The 17,324-nt window shown below is 71.9% G+C and carries 18 protein-coding genes; 5 read left to right on the forward strand and 13 right to left on the reverse strand.

Translation table 11 applies throughout. From position 1 onward, the window contains the following. Position 1: 1 nt before the first annotated feature. From C4J65_RS11095 to C4J65_RS11105, 3 genes are read left to right on the forward strand one after another with little or no spacing between them, the layout of a single operon-like run. Positions 2-1,189 (forward strand): hypothetical protein, encoded by a 1,188-nt coding sequence (locus C4J65_RS11095; RefSeq protein WP_240330629.1) that lies wholly within the window; start codon positions 2-4, stop codon positions 1,187-1,189. Further along, the gene (locus tag C4J65_RS11100) at positions 1,180-2,853 is read left to right on the forward strand and encodes a hypothetical protein (RefSeq protein ID WP_162833133.1); all 1,674 of its coding nucleotides are present in this window, start codon (positions 1,180-1,182) and stop codon (positions 2,851-2,853) included. The genes C4J65_RS11095 and C4J65_RS11100 overlap by 10 nt, the downstream gene beginning before the upstream one ends. Then, on the forward strand, positions 2,850-4,211 hold the full coding sequence (locus tag C4J65_RS11105; RefSeq protein WP_115742273.1) for an AAA domain-containing protein: 1,362 nt from the start codon (positions 2,850-2,852) through the stop codon (positions 4,209-4,211). The genes C4J65_RS11100 and C4J65_RS11105 overlap by 4 nt, the downstream gene beginning before the upstream one ends. 100 nt (positions 4,212-4,311) lie before the next feature. Here C4J65_RS11105 and C4J65_RS36025 read toward each other — a convergent pair whose 3' ends face one another. The 11 genes from C4J65_RS36025 to C4J65_RS11155 all read right to left on the reverse strand — a co-directional run bounded on the left by C4J65_RS36025 (position 4,312) and on the right by C4J65_RS11155 (position 13,067). Next, the gene (locus C4J65_RS36025; RefSeq protein ID WP_162833134.1) at positions 4,312-4,467 is read right to left on the reverse strand and encodes a hypothetical protein; all 156 of its coding nucleotides are present in this window, start codon (positions 4,465-4,467) and stop codon (positions 4,312-4,314) included. Positions 4,468-4,636: 169 nt separating this feature from the next. Continuing rightward, positions 4,637-5,455 carry an alpha/beta fold hydrolase gene (locus C4J65_RS11110; protein WP_240330402.1) on the reverse strand — a complete coding sequence of 273 codons (819 nt, stop codon included), beginning with the start codon at positions 5,453-5,455 and terminating at the stop codon, positions 4,637-4,639. A 113-nt stretch (positions 5,456-5,568) separates the two neighbouring features. After that, positions 5,569-6,525 (reverse strand): aromatase/cyclase, encoded by a 957-nt coding sequence (locus C4J65_RS11115; protein ID WP_115742275.1) that lies wholly within the window; start codon positions 6,523-6,525, stop codon positions 5,569-5,571. A 40-nt stretch (positions 6,526-6,565) separates the two neighbouring features. Next, on the reverse strand, positions 6,566-7,354 hold the full coding sequence (gene fabG / locus C4J65_RS11120; RefSeq protein WP_115742276.1) for a 3-oxoacyl-ACP reductase FabG: 789 nt from the start codon (positions 7,352-7,354) through the stop codon (positions 6,566-6,568). A 33-nt stretch (positions 7,355-7,387) separates the two neighbouring features. After that, positions 7,388-7,654, reverse strand: a complete 267-nt coding sequence (locus C4J65_RS11125; protein WP_115742277.1) for an acyl carrier protein — start codon at positions 7,652-7,654, stop codon at positions 7,388-7,390. A 74-nt stretch (positions 7,655-7,728) separates the two neighbouring features. Further along, a complete protein-coding gene (locus tag C4J65_RS11130; protein WP_115742278.1) occupies positions 7,729-8,922 on the reverse strand; it encodes a ketosynthase chain-length factor in 1,194 nt (397 codons plus the stop codon). Beyond that, positions 8,919-10,175 carry a beta-ketoacyl-[acyl-carrier-protein] synthase family protein gene (locus C4J65_RS11135; RefSeq protein ID WP_115742279.1) on the reverse strand — a complete coding sequence of 419 codons (1,257 nt, stop codon included), beginning with the start codon at positions 10,173-10,175 and terminating at the stop codon, positions 8,919-8,921. The genes C4J65_RS11130 and C4J65_RS11135 overlap by 4 nt, the downstream gene beginning before the upstream one ends. Positions 10,176-10,596: 421 nt before the next feature. Then, entirely contained in the window at positions 10,597-11,061 is a 465-nt protein-coding gene (locus C4J65_RS11140) for a hypothetical protein (RefSeq protein ID WP_115742280.1), read from the reverse strand. Next, positions 11,058-11,819, reverse strand: a complete 762-nt coding sequence (locus tag C4J65_RS11145) for a TetR/AcrR family transcriptional regulator (protein WP_240330403.1) — start codon at positions 11,817-11,819, stop codon at positions 11,058-11,060. The genes C4J65_RS11140 and C4J65_RS11145 overlap by 4 nt, the downstream gene beginning before the upstream one ends. Then, positions 11,816-12,742: an MBL fold metallo-hydrolase gene (locus C4J65_RS11150; protein WP_115742282.1), complete on the reverse strand. Its 927-nt coding sequence runs from the start codon at positions 12,740-12,742 to the stop codon at positions 11,816-11,818. Before C4J65_RS11150 ends, C4J65_RS11145 begins: the two co-directional genes overlap by 4 nt. Before the next feature lies 1 nt (position 12,743). Next, positions 12,744-13,067 (reverse strand): antibiotic biosynthesis monooxygenase family protein, encoded by a 324-nt coding sequence (locus tag C4J65_RS11155; protein WP_115742283.1) that lies wholly within the window; start codon positions 13,065-13,067, stop codon positions 12,744-12,746. Positions 13,068-13,257: 190 nt separating this feature from the next. Between C4J65_RS11155 and C4J65_RS11160 the strand changes: the two genes are divergently transcribed. Further along, a complete protein-coding gene (locus tag C4J65_RS11160; RefSeq protein ID WP_115742284.1) occupies positions 13,258-14,079 on the forward strand; it encodes an AfsR/SARP family transcriptional regulator in 822 nt (273 codons plus the stop codon). 110 nt (positions 14,080-14,189) lie between these two features. Here the strand turns inward: C4J65_RS11160 and C4J65_RS11165 are convergent, their stop codons facing one another. Continuing rightward, on the reverse strand, positions 14,190-15,638 hold the full coding sequence (locus tag C4J65_RS11165) for an MFS transporter (RefSeq protein WP_240330404.1): 1,449 nt from the start codon (positions 15,636-15,638) through the stop codon (positions 14,190-14,192). 184 nt (positions 15,639-15,822) lie between these two features. On the opposite strand from C4J65_RS11165, the gene C4J65_RS11170 reads away from it, so the two are divergent. Beyond that, the gene (locus C4J65_RS11170) at positions 15,823-16,458 is read left to right on the forward strand and encodes a MarR family winged helix-turn-helix transcriptional regulator (RefSeq protein ID WP_162833136.1); all 636 of its coding nucleotides are present in this window, start codon (positions 15,823-15,825) and stop codon (positions 16,456-16,458) included. On the opposite strand, the gene C4J65_RS11175 is transcribed toward C4J65_RS11170, so the two are convergent. Continuing rightward, positions 16,387-17,283 (reverse strand): MBL fold metallo-hydrolase, encoded by an 897-nt coding sequence (locus C4J65_RS11175; protein ID WP_115742287.1) that lies wholly within the window; start codon positions 17,281-17,283, stop codon positions 16,387-16,389. The genes C4J65_RS11170 and C4J65_RS11175 overlap by 72 nt on opposite strands. Positions 17,284-17,324: the final 41 nt, after the last annotated feature.

Genomic DNA, 17,324 nt, shown 5'->3' on the forward strand with positions numbered 1-17,324 from the left:
GCTGCGCGGTCCCGACGTACCCGCCAAGGCGCTGGACGCCCGGGCCCTGGCCGCCCTCGCCGCCAACCCGGGGTGCCGTCGGCGCGCGATCCTCGACGGCGCGGGCGTGGACAAGGCGTCCCTGGCGAGTGCGCTGGGTTCGCCGTCGGTCTTCGGGCAGTCCCAGTTCGCCTTCACGCGGGGCAACGCCTTCGAGGCGAGGGTGAAGGCGGACGGCGGCGCCGAGTTGCTGCGGCTCGTGCACGAGAGGCTGGACCGGGGTGCCGAGCCCCCCGCCGAGGCTCCGGTGCGGGTGCCCGACCTGTCCGCGACCGGCCCGGAGGGGCGTGCGGCGCGGACGTCGCTGGCGCTGCGCGAGGCCACCGGCGCGCCCGGCGCGTGGACTCTGCTCGACCATCCGATGCTCGCCCTGGAGGTCGCCGGTTCACCGGCCTTCCTGGAGCCGGACGCCGTGGTGGTGCATCCGGACGGCAGTTGGACGGTCGTCGAGATCAAGTCCTTCCCCATGCTGGACGGCTCCGCCGACCCGGCGAAGGTCGGCGCCGCCGCACGGCAGGCCGCGGTGTACGTGCTGGCCCTGGAGCGGGTCGCCGCCCGCCTCGACCCGGCCCCGCGCGTGCGCCACCGCGTCCTGCTCGTCTGCCCCAGGGACTTCTCCAACCTGCCCACCGCGTCCGCCGTCGACGTGCGCAAGCAGCGTGCCGTCACCGACCGCCAGCTGGCCCGGCTGACCCGCATCGAGGAGATCGCCGACGCGCTCCCGGAGGGCGTCTGCTTCTCCCCCGAGCTGCCGGCCGAGGAGCTGACGGCCGCGGTCGAGGCGGTCCCGGCGGCGTACGCGCCCGAGTGCCTGTCCGCGTGCGAGCTGGCCTTCCACTGTCGCGCCCGGTCCCGCGAGGCCGGTGCGGTCACCTGCCTCGGCCGGCCGGTGCGGGCCGAGCTGGGCGGTCTTTCCACGGTCGAGGACGTGCTGGCCGCGGCCCGCGGGGAGGCCGGCGACCCGGACGACCCGGCGGTTGCCGCGCTGCGCAGGGCGGCCCGCCTCCGCGCGGAGGCGCTCGCGACGGCCGGCGCGGGGACGGGTGTGGGGACGGGTGGGGCAACGGCTGACGGCAGCGGCAGCGGCAGCGGCAGCGGCATGGGCCTCGGCATGGGCCTCGGCATCGGCGAGGTGTCCGCGTGTCGCTGATCACCACCCTCGCCCGGCTGGAGGCCGTGCGCACCGGCCGGGCCCAGCCCGCCGCCACCGTCCGGCACCGGCACCTGTCCGACCGTCCGCTCGTGTTCATCCCACTGATCACCGCCGGTGAGGCCGGGGCCCCGCTCGGCGCGCTGGTCGGCACCGACCGGGACGCGCCGCACCTGCTGGTCGTGCCGCAGCCCCGCGACCGCGACCTGCGCTTCGCGTTCCTGGCCGAGCTGGCCGGCATCGTGCTGCCCCACGTCGAGGCGTACGCGGAGAGCGTCGAGGCCGCCGAGCGCACCGAGACCGACCCGGAGACGGGCAAGCGGGTCAAGGTCGAGGTCGACCTGTGCGCGGACGCCGCCCAGCTGGTCGTGCCGAGCCGCGCGGGCGTCGACTTCGTACGGCTGCTCGGCCGGTCCATGCGCTTTCGGCGTACGGCGGAACAGGACCCGGAGACCCCGCACCCCGCGCCGCCGCGGGTGCCGCTGCTGGGCCGGTGGCTGACCCACTACGGCGAGCGGGCCCGCGTGCCCGGCTCCTCCCTCCTCCTCGCGATGACCGACCTGCTGGGCCGGCACTGGGCGACCGGGCAGTCCACGCTGGAGGACCAGCATCTGGGGGCCCTGCTCGCGTGGATCGCGCCGGACGGTGCGGAGGGCGCGGAGGGCGCGACCGGTGCGGAGGCCGCCCGCCGCGCCGAGCTGGCCCGCGACGCCGACGGCCAGCTGCGGTGCCCGCCCGCGGGCCCGGCGACCGACCCGGCCTTCGACAACAAGCTCCTCGCCCCCGCCATCGAGCGCTACGACCGCGCCCGCACGGCGCTGGCCGCCGCCGAGGACGGCCTGGAGGCCGACGACCGGCTCGGTGCCCTCACCGCCGCCGAGCGGGAGATCCGCACCCTGGTCGAGAGCCGTACCCGGCCCACCTGGGACGCGGTGTGGCGGGGCCTGGACCTGCTGCGGGAGCTGCCCGAGGGGGCGCACGCCGAGGAGCGCTGGACCCGCGACCGCTGGTCGTTCACCTCCCACCGCGACCGGATCCTGGCCGGCGAGCCCCCGCAGCCGCGCCGCGACGACGCCGTGACGGCGGCGAACAAGCTGGCCACGCGCGAGCGCGAGCAGGCCCGTCTGGAGGCGCAGGAGGCGCTGGACGATCCGCTGGTGATGGCGGGGCGGCGGCTGTCCGGGGAGGCGTTCGCGGGCGAGGTCGTGGACGTGGTGATGGCGTACAGCGAGAGCAAGCGGCCCAGTCCGCGCCCGCTGGTCACGGTCCGCACGGACGACCGCCCGTACCTGGGCGAGCGGGTGAAGGTCTACCGCTCGCTGGGCGGCAAGCCCCAGACGGCCGAGTACGTCGGACCGGCGGCCCCGGCCGAAGGCCCCGCCGCCCCCGAAGGCCCCGGCGACCCCGCCGACGGGACCGGTACCGACGACGGCACGGTGGTCCTGCGGATCATGGACAAGATGGGCCGCGGCAAGGAGCCCGAGGCCGGGTCGGTGCCGGAGAAGGGCGACCTGGTCTGCTTCACGCTCTTCGAGCACGAGCAGCGGGGCGGCGCGAAGCTCCCCGACCCGGAGCAGACCCCGTGGACGCACGGCGGCCCGCCCGGTGAGACGGCCGCGGTGCCGGAGGCCGCCGACGCCCAGACCGAGGAGGACGTGCTGTGACCGCCGAGGCCCTCTCCACGTCTGCCCCCGCGTCCTTCGACCCGGGCGCGGAGGCCGCCCGCGCCACCGCGGCGATCCTCCACGACACCCTGCACGGCACCGAGCGCGGCGTCGTCGTCGACTCCCCGCCCGGCGCCGGGAAGTCCACGCTGGTGGTGCGGGCGGCGCTGGAGCTGGCCGAGGCGGGCCGCTCCCTGATGGTGGTGGCGCAGACCAACGCCCAGGTGGACGACCTGGTGCTGCGCCTGGCCGAGAAGAACCCGGACCTTCCGGTGGGCCGTCTGCACAGCAGCGACGCCGACCCGTACGACAAGGCGCTCGACGCACTGGGGAACGTACGCAAGTCGGCGAAGGCCGCCGATCTCGCCGGGCAGTCCGTCGTCCTGTCCACGGCGGCGAAGTGGGCGCACGTGAAGGTGGACGAGCCGTGGCGGCACGCGATCGTCGACGAGGCGTACCAGATGCGCTCGGACTCCCTGCTCGCGGTCGCCGGACTCTTCGAGCGGGCGCTGTTCGTGGGCGACCCCGGTCAGCTGGACCCGTTCGCGACGGTGGGCAGCGAGCAGTGGGCGGGCCTGGCCTACGACCCGTCGTCCTCGGCCGTGACGACCCTCCTCGCCCACAACCCGGGTCTGCCGCAGCACCGCCTGCCGGTCTCCTGGCGGCTCCCGGCGTCGGCGGCCCGCCTGGTCTCCGACGCGTTCTACCCGTACACGCCGTTCCGCAGCGGCACGGGCCACGGCGACCGGAGCCTGGCCTTCGCGGTGCCGTCGGACGGCTCGGGTCCCGACCGGGTGATCGACGAGGCGGCCGCCTCGGGCTGGGGCCTGCTGGAGCTTCCGGCCCGGCACACCCCGCGCACCGACCCGGAGGCGGTGCGTGCGGTGGCGGCGGTGGTCCGGCGCCTCCTCGACCGCGAGGGCCGGGCGACCTCCGAGCGCTCACCCGATCCCGCTCCCCTCACCGCCGCCCGCATCGCCGTCGGCACCGCGCACCGGGACCAGGCGGCGGCGGTCCGCGCGGCGCTGGCCGACCTGGGCGTGCACGACGTGACCGTGGACACGGCCAACCGCCTCCAGGGCCGCGAGTACGACGTCACGGTCGTACTGCACCCGCTCTCCGGCCGCCCCGACGCCACCGCCTTCCACCTGGAGACCGGCCGCCTGTGCGTCCTGGCCTCCCGGCACCGGCACGCGTGCATCGTGGTCTGCCGCGAGGGCGTGGGCGACCTGCTGGACGACTACCCGTCCACGGAACCGGTCCAGCTGGGAACGCTGGTGAAGTTCCCCGACGGCTGGGAGGCCAACCACGCGGTGCTGGCCCACCTCGCCGAACACCGGGCCGCCTGGCGGCCCTGAAGGAGGGGTACCGGCAGACCGGCGAACGCCCAGCACGACGCCCCGACCGCCGGGCGGCCCGGCGGGCCTGTGGGCGGCGCCGTCCACCGGCCGTGGCCGCTCAGTTGACGCTGCGCCAGATGTGGGGCTCCGGCTCTTCCTCGTGCTCCTGCGTGTGCGGGCCGTCGAGGTCGTGTCCCTCGCCGGACTGCCGCGGATGCTCTTCCATGGGCACGCTGCTCCCCTCCGCCCCGTGCCGCGCGGCTGAATTGGTCATGTTCCTTCCAAGCCCAGCCGCCACCGGTGAGCGCCGGGAGCGAAGATGCTCAATGCCACCAGCAGGGGGTGCTCGTCGCACTCGGTGGCCCGGGGCGGCGCGCACTGTGCTTTCGGCGGCCGCGCAGGGGCGACGCCTGCGATCTCCGTGATGTCCGTGATGTCCTGTGTCATGTCCGGGATTCCCTCCCTACGCCGTGGTGTCGCATGGACTCCTCCAGAAAGCCGAGGGCCTTCAGGTGGTAGGCGCGGGCCGCCCAGCCGAGGCTGATGTTGTGGCCCGCGTCGGGCTGGTGCTCGATCACGACACGCGGGGCCGCGCTCAACCGGGACCGCAAGCGGTCCAGGGCCGGCGGGTCGTGCCGCCACCACGTCTCGTACTCGGCGAAGGTGAACCGCACCGGCACCCTGATCCGCCCCGCGAGCCGGCCGAACTCCGCGGGCCACCGCGCGGCGTCCGCGAGTTCCCCCGGTGGCACGCGGGCCACGACGGCGGCCCCCGACCGGAAGGTGCCCGGCGGATACAGCCGCAGCGGCCCCCAGCTGCGCCGCCATCCGCCGTCCCGTGTGCCGGGCTCGGTGGGCGGTGCCGTGTAGGCGTCGCCGCAGCCCGAGACGTCCACCCCGAGCAGTGCGGGCAGCGTTCCCTCCGCCGCCATCCGCAGCGCCGGCTTCCCGCCGAAGGAGTGGGCCAGGAGGAAGAGTCCGGCGCCGGTGTCGTACCGGTCCGCGAGATCGCCCAGCGCGGCCGTCAGCGTGGCCGCCTGCTCCGCCGCCGTCTGCCCACGCGGCAGTTCGGCCGAGGACAGCCCGTAGCCGGGGCGGTCGACTGCCACCGCCGCGAAGCCCAGATCCGCGGCGAGCGTCAGCAGCGAGGTCTCCGGCCGGGTCTGCCCGTGAAAGTACGCGGCGCTCATACCGGCGCCGTGCAGGGCGACGACGGTCGCCCGCGGCGGCGCGTACAGGGGGCGGGCCAGCAGTGCGGACACGGTAATGCCGCCCGCTTGCAACGTGATCCGCCCTACCTTCGCGGACACCGCCGCCGGCGCCGTCGGCGGGGCTGTCGGCGGGGCCGTCGGCGGGGCTTTCGGCGGGGCTTTCGTCATGAACGGCTGTCCACGGCCAGGCCCTCCGCGTGCGCCTTGGCGAGGGCGAGCGTCGCCAGACTGTTGGTGCTGAGCGCCGTACGGACGTGGTCGACGGCGTCCTGGACGGTCGCGTCGGAACCCAGCACCTTCTCGATGGCGTCGGTCCGGACCGTGAAGGTGTGCTGCGAGGACGCCGTGACATCGCCTCGCTCGTCGGCAGGGCCGAAGGTCCAGTGGCCGGTGTGCAGGGAGATCAGGGCGGGGAGGGTGATCTGCTTGTACGCGATCCGGTGCGGGGCGAGCCCCACCCGGTGTGACTTCGTGGTGTGCGAGGTGCCGTCCTTGGCCATGGTGTCCATCTCCAGGGTCTGCACCCCCGGCTCCGGCTCCTCCAGGCGCACCCTGAGTACGTGCGGCAGCCGTTCGGTCCACAGGTCGGCCCGGTTGACGAAGTCGTACACGACACCGACGTCGCCCCGGATCCGGACCGAGTCCTCGAAGGAGCAGGTCAGTTCGGCGACCGCGGTGCCGGACTCGGCGACCGCCTTCAGGGACGCCAGCTCGGAGCGGGAATTTCGGTCCACTACGTCGTCGAGCCACGGCAGGCTCTCCGCGTCGACGGCCCGGTAGTCGTGCAGGAGGCGCACCAGCGACCGGCCGGCGGGCAGGGCGTCGATCTGCCAGGTGCCGCCCATCTGCGCCACGGGCGGGGTGCTGACCTCTTGCCGGAACCGGATCCGCAGACGTTCCGGGTCCAGGCTCCGGTGGGACGTCCAGTTCTTGACGGTGTCGCCGGCCGTCGCCCAGATGCGGATGCGCTCTTCGCGCTCACCGCGTTCGACATGGTCGGCGTGGATGGTCGGGGGAAACAGCTGCGGCCACTTCTCCGCGTGGGCCAGCATGCGGTACACGGCCTCGGCCTCGGCCTCGATCTCGATCTCGTGGGCGGACTCGTGCGGTTCGGACGGCATGGAGCTCTCCTCGTGGGTCGGTCGGGTGCGGGCGGCGGGGTCAGAAGTTGCCGAGGCCGCCGCAGACGTTCAGCGCCTGGGAGGTGATGGACGCCGCCGTGTCGGAGACCAGGTAGCCGACCAGGCCGGCGACTTCCTCGGGAGTCGAGTACCGGCCCAGGGGGATCTTGGCCTGGAACTTCTCCAGGATCGCCGCCTCGGAGGCACCGGAGAGGCGGGAGTAGTTGTGCCGGACGCGTTCGGCCATCGGCGTCTCTACGTAGCCGGGGCAGACGGCGTTGACCGTGATTCCGGTCGGCGCCAGTTCGTTGCCGAGTGCCTTGGTGAAGCCGACGACGCCGTGCTTGGACGCGGAGTAGGGGGCGCCGAGCACGACGCCCTGCTTGCCGGCGGTGGAGGCGATGTTGACGATGCGGCCCCAGTCCTTGTGCCGCAGTCCGCCCGCGGTGAGGACCTCCCTGGTCAGGCGGAACACACTGTTGAGGTTGGTGTCGACGACGTCGTCCCACACCTCGTCGGGGACGTCGGCGGTGACCCCGCCTCCGCTGATCCCGGCGTTGTTGACGAGCACGTCGACCGTGCCGAACTGGTCGACGGCTGCCCGGACGTAGCCGTGTACGGAGTCGGCGGACCGTACGTCGAGAACCACACCGTCGACGTCGAACTGCTCCTCCTGGAGCTGCTTGACCGTCGCGAGGACCTTGTCCTCGGTGCGCGAGCCGATGAACACCCGATGCCCCCGGCCGGCCAGCAGCCGGGCGACCGCGAGACCGATGCCGCTGGTCGCTCCGGTCACCAGGACGACCCGCTGCTGCTCGTGCTGTGTCATGTCCTGAAGTCCCTTCGTGTCGTCGTTCGTGGGTCAGGCGGCGGGCGCGACCAGATGTGCGGTGACGGCGTCGAGAAGGGCGGCGGGGGTGGTGGCGTCGCCCACCACGGACTCGTCCAGCTCGATGCCGTACTCGCGTTCGATCCGGCTGGCCGTCTCCAGCAGCGCGAGCGAGTCGTAGCCGAGGTCGCTGAACTCGGTGTCCAGGATGCTCCCGTCCAGGTCGATGCCCTCGGGGGCGCCGGACCCCTCCAGGAGAATCCGCTTGAGGTCGTCGATGGTGAAAACTCCGTGCGACATGAACTGCCTTTCTTCTGGGGTGAATCGGTGTGCGGGTCGGTGCGCGTCGATGGGGTGCGGGGGCCGCCCGGCGGTCAGGAGCGCACGACCATGGCCGAGTTGAAGCCCTCGTGACCGCGTGCGACGACCAGCGCCGTACGCAGTTCGGCGGCGCGTGGCTGGGAGGTGACCAGGTCGAGGCCGTATCGGCTCGCGGGCTCGATGTGGGCGGTCGGCGGGATCACCCCGTCCGCCAGCGCGAGGAACGCCGCGGCGAGGTCCAGGGAGGCGGCACCGGCGTACAGGCGGCCGGTCATCGTCTTGGGCGCGGTCACCGGGACCCCGTTCGGACCGAAGACCTCGACGAGGGCCTCGGCCTCGACGCGGTCCAGCTCGGGATCAGCGGCGGCGTCCGCGAAGACCACGTCCACGTCCGACGGGTGCACCCGTGCGTCGTCGAGGGCGAGTTCCAGGGCCTTGCGCAGGCCGGACTCCCGCCCGTCGAAGGTGGCCGCGTATCCGGCGATCTCTCCGTACACCCGGGCGCCGCGGGCGCGCGCGGACTCGGCGGACTCCATGACGAGCAGCGCACCGCCCTCGCCCGCCACATGACCGGCGGCCCGGTCGTCGAAGGGCAGATAGGCGTGGGTGGGCTCCTCCTCGGTGCTGAGTCGACCGCTGGTGTGCAGCCCGACCCACCCCCAGGAGCACAGCAGCGCGTCCACCGCGCCGGCCACGACGAGCGAGGTGCCCTTGCGGATGTGCCGCCGGGCCTGGGCCACCGCGTCCAGACCGCCTGCCTGGTCGGTCACCACGACGCCGCTGGGGCCCTTCATCCCGTTGCGGATGGAGATCTGTCCGGTGTTGACCGCGTAGAACCAGGCGAACGACTGATATGCGCTGACGTACTGGCCGCCCCTGCTCCACAGGTTCTTCAGCTCGTTCTGGCTGAACTCGAATCCGCCCGCCGAACTCGCGGTGATCACACCCATGTCGAACTCCGCGAGTTCGGCGGGGTTCACCCCGGCGTCCCCGAGGGCCCAGTCGGCGGCGACCAGCGAGAGCCGGGTGCCCCGGTCGGTCTGCGGCAGCAGCCGGCTCGGCAGGTGCTCCGCCGCCTCGAATCCGGCGATCTCCCCGGCGAGCTTGGCCGGATAGCCGGATACGTCGAAGTGGGTGAGCCGGCCGATGCCGCTCTTGCCGGCCAGTGTCGCCGCCCAGAAGTCGCGGGCTCCGAGCCCGTTGGGGGCGGTCACGCCCAGCCCCGTCACCACTGCCGAGACCGTCATGCCGCGTTCCTCTCCGGTTGGGCCAGCACCATCGCGCTCTGGAAGCCGCCGAAGCCGCTGCCGACCGTGAGGACGGCGTCGACCAGCTGGTCGCGCGCGGTCAAGGGCACGTAGTCCAGGTCGCATTCGGGGTCGGGGGTGTGCAGGTTCGCCGTCGGCGGCACGACGTTGTGCTGGACCGCGAGTACCGACGCCGCGATCTCGATGGAGCCGATCGCCCCGAGCGAGTGCCCGACCATCGACTTGATGGAGCTCACCGGGGTGCGGTAGGCGTGGTCGCCCAGGCTCCGCTTGAACGCGGCCGTCTCGTGCCGGTCGTTCTGCTTCGTTCCCGAGCCGTGCGCGTTGATGTAGTCGATCTCGGTGGGATTCATCCGGGCCTCGTCGAGAGCCACGGTGATCGCTTCCGCCATCTCCGCTCCGTCGGGGCGCAGCCCCGTCATGTGGTAGGCGTTGCTGCGCGTGGCGTACCCCGCGATCTCCGCGTAGACGCGGGCGCCGCGGCTCAGGGCGCTCTCCCGCTCCTCTAGGACGAACACCGCCGCGCCCTCGCCGAGCACGAACCCGTTGCGGGTGCCGTCGAACGGGCGGGAGGCGTGCTCGGGCTCGTCGCAGCGCGGTGTGGTCGCCTTGATCGCGTCGAAGCACGCCATCGTGATCGGCGAGATCGGCGCGTCGGTGGCGCCGGCCACCATGACGTCCGCCGACCCCTCCCGGATCAGCTCGACGGCGCTGCCGACCGAGTCGAGCCCCGACGTGCATCCCGCCGACACGACGCTGCTCGGGCCCTGGGCGCCCACGGTCCGGGCCACCTCGGCCGCGAAGGAGCTCGGTACGAAGCAGCCGTAGAAGAACGGATCCGCGTACCGGTGGTCGACCAGGTCGAGCCGGCCGCCGTCGCTGACCGCGCGGTAGTCCTGGTCCAGGCTCATGGTGGCACCCACCGCGCTGCCGATGGTCACGCCGATCCGGTAGGGGTCGAGCGTCTCCACCTCGAGGCCGCTGTCGGCGACCGCACCACGCGCGGCGACCACGGCGAACTGCGCCGCCCGGTCCATCCGCCGCACCTCGTGCGGGGTCAGACCGTGCTCGTACGGATCGAAGTCGATCTCGGCGGCCACCCGCGACCGGAACTGCCCGGGGTCGAAGAAGGTGATCCTCCTGGTCGCCGTACGGCCCTCGCTCAGCAGGGACCAGAAGTTCTTGACGCCGACGCCGCCGGGCGCCAGCACGTCCAGGCCGGTGATGACCACCCGGCGGGGTACGTGGGCGCCTCGTCCCGGCTGTGTTGCGCGGCGGGCGTCCCGTGCCGGGTCCGTCGCAGACATATCAGCTGCCTTTCGTGGAGGGGTTCCCCGGCATGACACGGCACGGCATTCGGCTGCCGGATACGAGCGGGGAACGTCGTGGAGGGGCCGTCCGCAGTGACATCGGATCGGCTGCAACGAACCTCCGGTCGGCCCCTCAAGGGCCGATCAAGGACGGGCCAAGGAGGTCCCCGTGGCTGTCGGAGTGCCCCTGTGATCTGGTCCGATCCGCGCTTGAACGGTTCTGTTGCCGTTCTTGAGCGGTATGCGTCCGCCCCGTTCCCCGTCCGGACGGCACGAAGAGGCGGCGCGGACCGTGAGGTCCGCGCCGCCCGGGTGCGGCGGGGCTTGCGCCCGTGGTTCGGGTTCAGCGCATGAGCCGCCAGATCAGCCACGCGTCCAGTCCGCTCCAGACGGTGAACAGGGTGGTGCGCACCCAGCTCACGCGCAGGAGGTGGGCGTGTACGGGTGTGGAGAAGTGCGCCGCGAGGGAGTCGCGGTCGGGGGTGGCCACGGCGCCGGAGAGCACCATGATCGTGATCAGCAGGCCGATCATGACGAGAGCCGCCCACAGGGGGACGGTGGGTGGCCCGACCAGCGCGAGCAGCACCGAGGTCACCCCGGCCACCAGCAGTCCGGGAGCGAGCACCTTCCAGAACATGTTGTTGTGAGCGGCCATGTACGACTCGGACGCGCCGTCCCGCATCCGGGCCACCATCGGGTAGTCCATCAGCTGCAGCGTCCAGACGAATCCGGTGGTGTAGAGGACCGCCAGGGTCTGCAGGAGCACAAGGCCCGCGCCCGGTCCGCGTGTTGCGGCGAGCTGGGTCATGGTCGTCCTCCGGGCTCGGTGGGGCGGCACGGCTCCGGCAACGCGTGCCACAGGGCTCGCAGTTCCCTCCAGTCCGGGGCGGGGAAGACGGGCCCCGCCGGTTCCGGGTCCGGTCCGGACCGCATTCCGTGGAGAGCCATCTGGAGGTAGCGGAACCTGAGTTGCCGGGCCCGGTCGGGCGGGGCGGGCAGTTTCGCCTTCAGGTGGACCAGGAGCAGCACCAGGTCGGCCGAGCCGATGTCGGCTCTGAGGGACCCCTCGTCCCTGGCCCGTGCCACGATCGGCTCCACGGCGTCGTGCAGCCGGGTGGTGGCCGCTTCGACCCCGTGGGTGGCCGGCAGCACGCCGCCGATGAGCGGGAGCAGCGTACCGGCGCTGGACGAGACGGCGTCGTTCATGAAGCGGACCAGGGCGCTCCAGCCGTTCGGCTGCTCCAGCGCGGCGGCCTGCGCGACCTTCGTGAGGTGCTCCATTCCCACGATGCGCAGATGCTGGGCCAGCTCCTCCTTTCCCCGGTATCTGCGGTAGAGACTCCCCATCCCCAACCCCGCCCGCCGGGCGATCTCGGTCACCGAGGCGTTCCAGCCGAGCTCCGCGAACGCCTGGTGGGCCGCCATGAGCACGCGTTCGTCGTTGCGGTCGGCCTCGCGCCGGCGGCCGCGCGGGCGGCGCGCGCCGGCCGGGGGCGAGGACGGCGTCATGGCCTCGTTCCTCCTCTCCTCGTCCGGGCGCGTCGCGTCGCTCGGTGCGGCGCTCATGCGGAGCAGGTCGGACGGGAGCCGTGGAATTCGATCATCTCGCCGAAGGCGGCCGTCACGTCGAGCGGAGCAGCGGGCGGTGTTCCCCGTTCCTCGGCGTAGGCGCGGGTCAGGTTGCCCACGATCCGTTCGCCGTCGAGCAGGTGACCGTACGGTCCGAGGCCCACCGACCTCGCGACCGCCAACGGCTCGGCCCCGTCCGCCAGGCCCTGCCGGGCGAGGTCCCGCACCCAGCGGACGTAGCCGGCGTTCAGGTCCAGCAGTTCCGGCCCGCCGACCGGCCCGTGTCCCGGCACGACGTGCAGCGGTTCCAGGGCCCGCAGCTGGTCGAGCACCCGCAGGCTGCCCTCGATCGATCCCATCAGGACGAAGGGAGTGGCGCCGGAGAAGACGAGGTCCCCTGCGAACAGCACCCGCTGGTCGGGCAGCCATACGACCGCGTCCCCCGCCGTGTGGCCGGGCCCCAGGTGCAGCAGTTCGACGCGGCGGCCGGTACCGGGGACGACCAGGTGGTCCTTGAAGACGACATCGGGCACACCGGCTTCGACGTGTCCCCACGTGACCTCGGGCCACAGCCCTCGCAGCGCCGTTCCGTACTCGGCCATCTCCGCCGCCGCCTTTTCCTGGGCCACCACCGTCGCGTCCGGGAAGAGGTGGTTGCCGAAGGTGTGGTCGCCGTGGGAGTGCGTGTTGACGAGGATGTCGACGGGCCGGGAATCGAGAGCGCGGACGGTGTCCCGCAGCAGCGCGGCCCGCTTCTCGGTGGCGGCGGTGTCGATGAGCAGGGGCCCGGAACTCCCCAGGACCAGTCCGGCGTTGTTCAGGCACCAGCCGCCGTCCGGCTGCAGATAGGCGTAGACGGATTCCTCGATCTCCCGTAACGCGTACACGGGTGTGGCGGGGGCGTCTCGAACGTCGGGCATGTCAGGCCTCCTGTCGTGAAGCGTCGAGGACGGGGCGGCAGATCTGCGGTACGGCCGTCGCCGACCGCATCAGGGTGCGAACGCGCCGCGAGACCTCCGGGTGGGCGAGCGCGGCCCGCAGGGACCGCTCGTCGGTCCACTCGGCGACGTTGATGTAGGTCGTCGGCGTGCTCTCGGACCGGACCAGCCTGTGGCGGCCGAACCCGCCCTGCCGTCTCATGACCTCGGAGACCGCGCAAAAGGCGCGTTCAAAATTCTCCTCCGAGTCGTTAATTTCGAACACATTCACAAGAACGATCATTACAATCCTCCACTCCTCGGGCATGAAATGACCCCGTGAGCTAGGTCACTGCGGACCAAAACCCTCCGATAAAGATTGACGGTTGACGCGTTAACTGTAGACTCGACCCATGATCTGATCACGAGTGACCACTTCGGCGATTCACATCATCTCCGCACCCTTCACAACAACAAGGGAGCGGTGCGTTCTGACTACTCATCTCTGGGGGGAGAGTATGGAAATCGGTATTCTGGGACCGCTCACCGTTCACTCGGGGGACCGGGAAGCGGCGCCCAGCGCACCGAAGCCGAGGCAGCTGCTGGCGATGCTCGCGGTCCGTGCGGGCCAGGCGATTGCCATGGATCTGCTCGTGGACGAGCTGTGGGAGAGCAGCCCGCCCCGTTCGGCGGTGACCGCCGTGCAGACCTACATCGTGACCCTGCGGCGGTCCATCGCCGAGAGCTTACGGATCACCACGGACGAAGCGGCCGACAAGGTCCTGCAGTACACGGGGTGGGGCTATCGGCTGCAGCCGGGCCAGGGCGCCCATGACGCCCTCGTCTTCACCCGGTACGCCGCACAGGGGCAGCAGGCGCTCGTCGAGGGCGACTACGGCAGGGCGTCGCTGCTCCTGCGCCGGGGCCTGAGCATGTGGCGGGGTCCCGCCCTGGCCGACGTGCCGGTCGGCACCCAGCTGCTCGCCCACCGCACCTCCCTGGACGAGCGCCGCATGTCCGCCGTCGAACAGCGGATAGAGGCCGATCTCCAGATGGGCCTGCACCAGGAACTGGTCGGTGAGCTTTCCGGGCTCTGTATTCAGCACCCACTCCATGAAAACATGCACTCCCTGCTCATGGTTTCCCTGTATCGCGCGGGCCGGCCCAGAAAATCTCTGGAAACTTTTCAAAAGCTTCGACAAAATCTCAGGGCCGAACTCGGAATGGATCCGTCCGGCAGAACGAAGGCCATTCATCACGCGATCCTCTCCGGAGACGCCGACGGTGACTCGAACCTGTTTCGCCGCGGGGCGGCACCTCTGAAGCTGGCCGCCGACTGAAGCCTGCCGTCGGATCCGCCACTCCGTTTCCCCGCCGCACGCCGGACAGGCTGGCCGCCTGTCCGGCGTGCGGCGTGTTCCGGGCGGCACGCCGCACCGGCCGGCGGGGGTCAGACCGCGGCGTGTTCGGGAACCGGAACGGTTTCGTCGCCGGACCCGGCCGCCGCCCGCCGGCCCGGCAGGAACGCCGCGGTGACCGCTCCGAGGGCGACCAGGGGGAAGCCCAGCCAGAGTGCGTAGTGCAGTCCGTCCGCGAAGTGCTCCGGGGTGTCGTACCCGCCGTGTGCCGTGAAGACGGACGCCAGAACCGCGACGCCGAGCACACCGCCCAGCTCGCGGATGGCGTTGTTGGTGCCGGAGGCGATGCCCTCCTCCGAGCGGGCGACGGACCCCATCACGATGTTTCCGGTCGGGCCGAAGTACAGCCCCATGCCGATGCCGTTGCAGACGAACGCGGGCACCAGGGCGCCGTAGGACGTGGTGGAGTCGGCCACCACCGCCAGCCACAGCAGGCCGACGGCCTGGAGGCCGAGTCCGGCCACCAGAATCGGCCGGCCGCCGATGCGGTCCGAGAGTCCGCCACCCAGTGGTGCGGCGAAGAGCACCATGCCGGTCCAGGTCAGCATCTTGAGCCCGGCGCCCAGGGGGGAACTGCCCTGGACCGTCTGCAGGTACTGCGTGACCAGGAAGATCGAGCCGAACATCCCGAAGAACATGAACAGCGAGAGGCCGTTGACTACGGAGAAGGTCCGGCTGCGGAACAGCCGCATGGGCAGCATGGGAGCGGGCGCGCGCCGTTCCCAGGCGAGGAAGCCGGCCAGCAGCACCAGCCCGCCCAGGCCGCTGGCCCAGGTCTGCGCGGAGGACCAGCCGGCGCTCTGACCGCGCTCGATGGCGAAGACCACGCCCAGCAGCCCCAGGCTGCCCAGAGCCGTTCCCGGCAGGTCCAGACGGGAGTTGGGACCCCGGCTCTCGGCGAGTCCCCTGCCCACGAAGGCCAGCATGGCCACACCGATCGGCACGTTGATCCAGAAGATCCACTGCCAGGACGCGGACTCGGTGATGAATCCACCGACGACGGGCCCGCAGGCGACGGCGAGGCCCGCCACGGCGCCCCACACGCCCAGAGCGGCGCCACGCTTCTCCGGCGGGTGTGCCGCGGACAGTAACGTCAAGGTCAGCGGGAGCACGATGGCCGCCCCCAGCCCCTGGATGGCACGGGCCGCCACCAGGACCCCGATCCCCGACGACATGGCGGCCACCGCCGACGCCGCGGTGAACAGCGCGAGGCCGATACCGAACAGCCGGCGTCGTCCGAAGCGGTCCGCCACCGCGGCGGCCGTGAGCAGCAGTACGGCGAAGGTCAGCGTGTAGGCGTTCACCACCCACTCGAGACCCTGGACGTCCGTGTGCAGGTCCTCCCGGATCTTGGGCAGGGCGGTGGTGACCACCAGTTGGTCCAAGGAGACCATGAACGCGGCGATCGACGTGATGGCCATGGTGGGGCCCGCGCGTCCAATGGTGTCCGGATGTGCTGCTGTGGCCGTTGATTTGGCCATGACTGTCCGACTCCTTAAAGAGGGGCGGCTGAGAACGGGCGGCGGCCGGCTTCCGGCTCCGGGGAGCGGCAGCTCTGTTCACCGATGTACGAATCTTGCGAGCGCCCGTGACACGGAAGGCTCCCGCGTGAAACAGTTAGCTAGGAAACCTTCCGGGGGCGACACTAGATGGAGGATGGTTAGCATGTCAACCGTAGAAGGCTCCCCCTCGGGAGCGGTCCCGCCGGAGGTGCTGCGCCCCGGTTTCCAGGCCTGGCTCTCGCTGGTCCACACCTACGGCTCCGTCGCCAAGGTCCTCGACCGTCGCCTCACGCGCGACCTGGAGATGTCCCTGGCCTGGTTCGAAGTGCTGACGCTGCTCCTCACCGCGGCCGACGGCCGACGCCGCATGCTGGAGCTGTCCCAGTTGCTGGTGGTCTCCAAGGCGAGCGTGAGCAAGCTCGTCGACCGCATGGAGCGAGCGGGACTGGTACGCAGGGAGACGACGGAGCAGGACCGCAGAGCGGTCTACGCCGTGATCACGCCGAGCGGTGAGGAAGCGATCAGGAAGGCCCTTCCGCTGCAGATCGCCAACGTGGACGAGTGCTTCTCCGGCCTCCTCGACGAACAGGACATGGACGATCTGGTCCGGATCCTCGGCAAAGTGATCTCTCACTACGAGGGCGTGGGACCGTCCACCCCCAGCACCCCGAGTTCGGCGCTGCTCAACGCCGAGGCTCCGGCCGCGGACCGGCCGGTGCCGGCCGGATCACCAGCGGACGGCGCCGATGTCGAGAGGAAGGGCAGGCCGGCCCCGCATCCGCTGCGCAAGCGCCAGTAGCCGCGTCGTCATCTCGTCGGCGGGCAGCCGCCGCCGATCGCCGTGGCCGGGCAGCACCCACTCGAAGCGGGCCTGCGCGGCCATGCGGCGGACCGACTCCAGCAGCTCCTGCCTGGAGTGCCACACCACCGTCTCGAACACCTCCAGGTCCTCCTGGTCGCGGGACCAGTAGAGGGTGTCGCCGGTGAAGCAGAACCGGTCGTCCACGAGATAGACCGTGCTGCCCGGGGTGTGGCCGGTCACCGGCAGTGCCACCACACCGCGCTGAACCGTCTCGGGCGCGCTGCCGCGAAGGATCTCCGTGGCGAAGGGCGCCGAGGCCGAGTCGCCTTCGTGGATCCACACCGGCGCCCCGAAGTGCTGTGCGTAGCGGGCGACATGAGGGACGTGGTCGCGGTGCGTCACCAGGATCCGGGAGACGCCTCCCAGCTCCTCGTACCGCGCGGCGACCGCTCGGCTGAAGCGGGGCGCGTCGATCAGCAGGTTCCCCTCCGGCCGGCGGACGAAGTACGCGTTGGCGCCGAACGTCTCCTTCGAGTTGTATCCGCACAGGTACACCTCGTCCTCGATCCGCGAGGGGAGCAGCCCCGTCGGCGCCGTCGCCTCCCGCGGTGGACGCACGGCCGCGACCGGACAGGCCAGGGCCGCCCGCCAGAGGCCGGCCTCCTCGTCGGCGGTCCGGGGCTGGCGGGTGACGACGGTCGTGCCGTCGCGCTGCGCGGTGTTCCCGGGAGCCAGCTGGCGGGCGACGTCGCAGTCGATGCAGCGGCCGTCGACTCGCCAGAGCCCGGCGTCCGCCGGCCCGGTGGTGGCGGAATCCGTCATCGGTCAGTACTCCTTGTCACAGACGTCCGGCGCGCACGTGC

It is taken from the genome of Streptomyces sp. CB09001 (genome assembly GCF_003369795.1).
GTDB lineage: Bacteria > Actinomycetota > Actinomycetes > Streptomycetales > Streptomycetaceae > Streptomyces.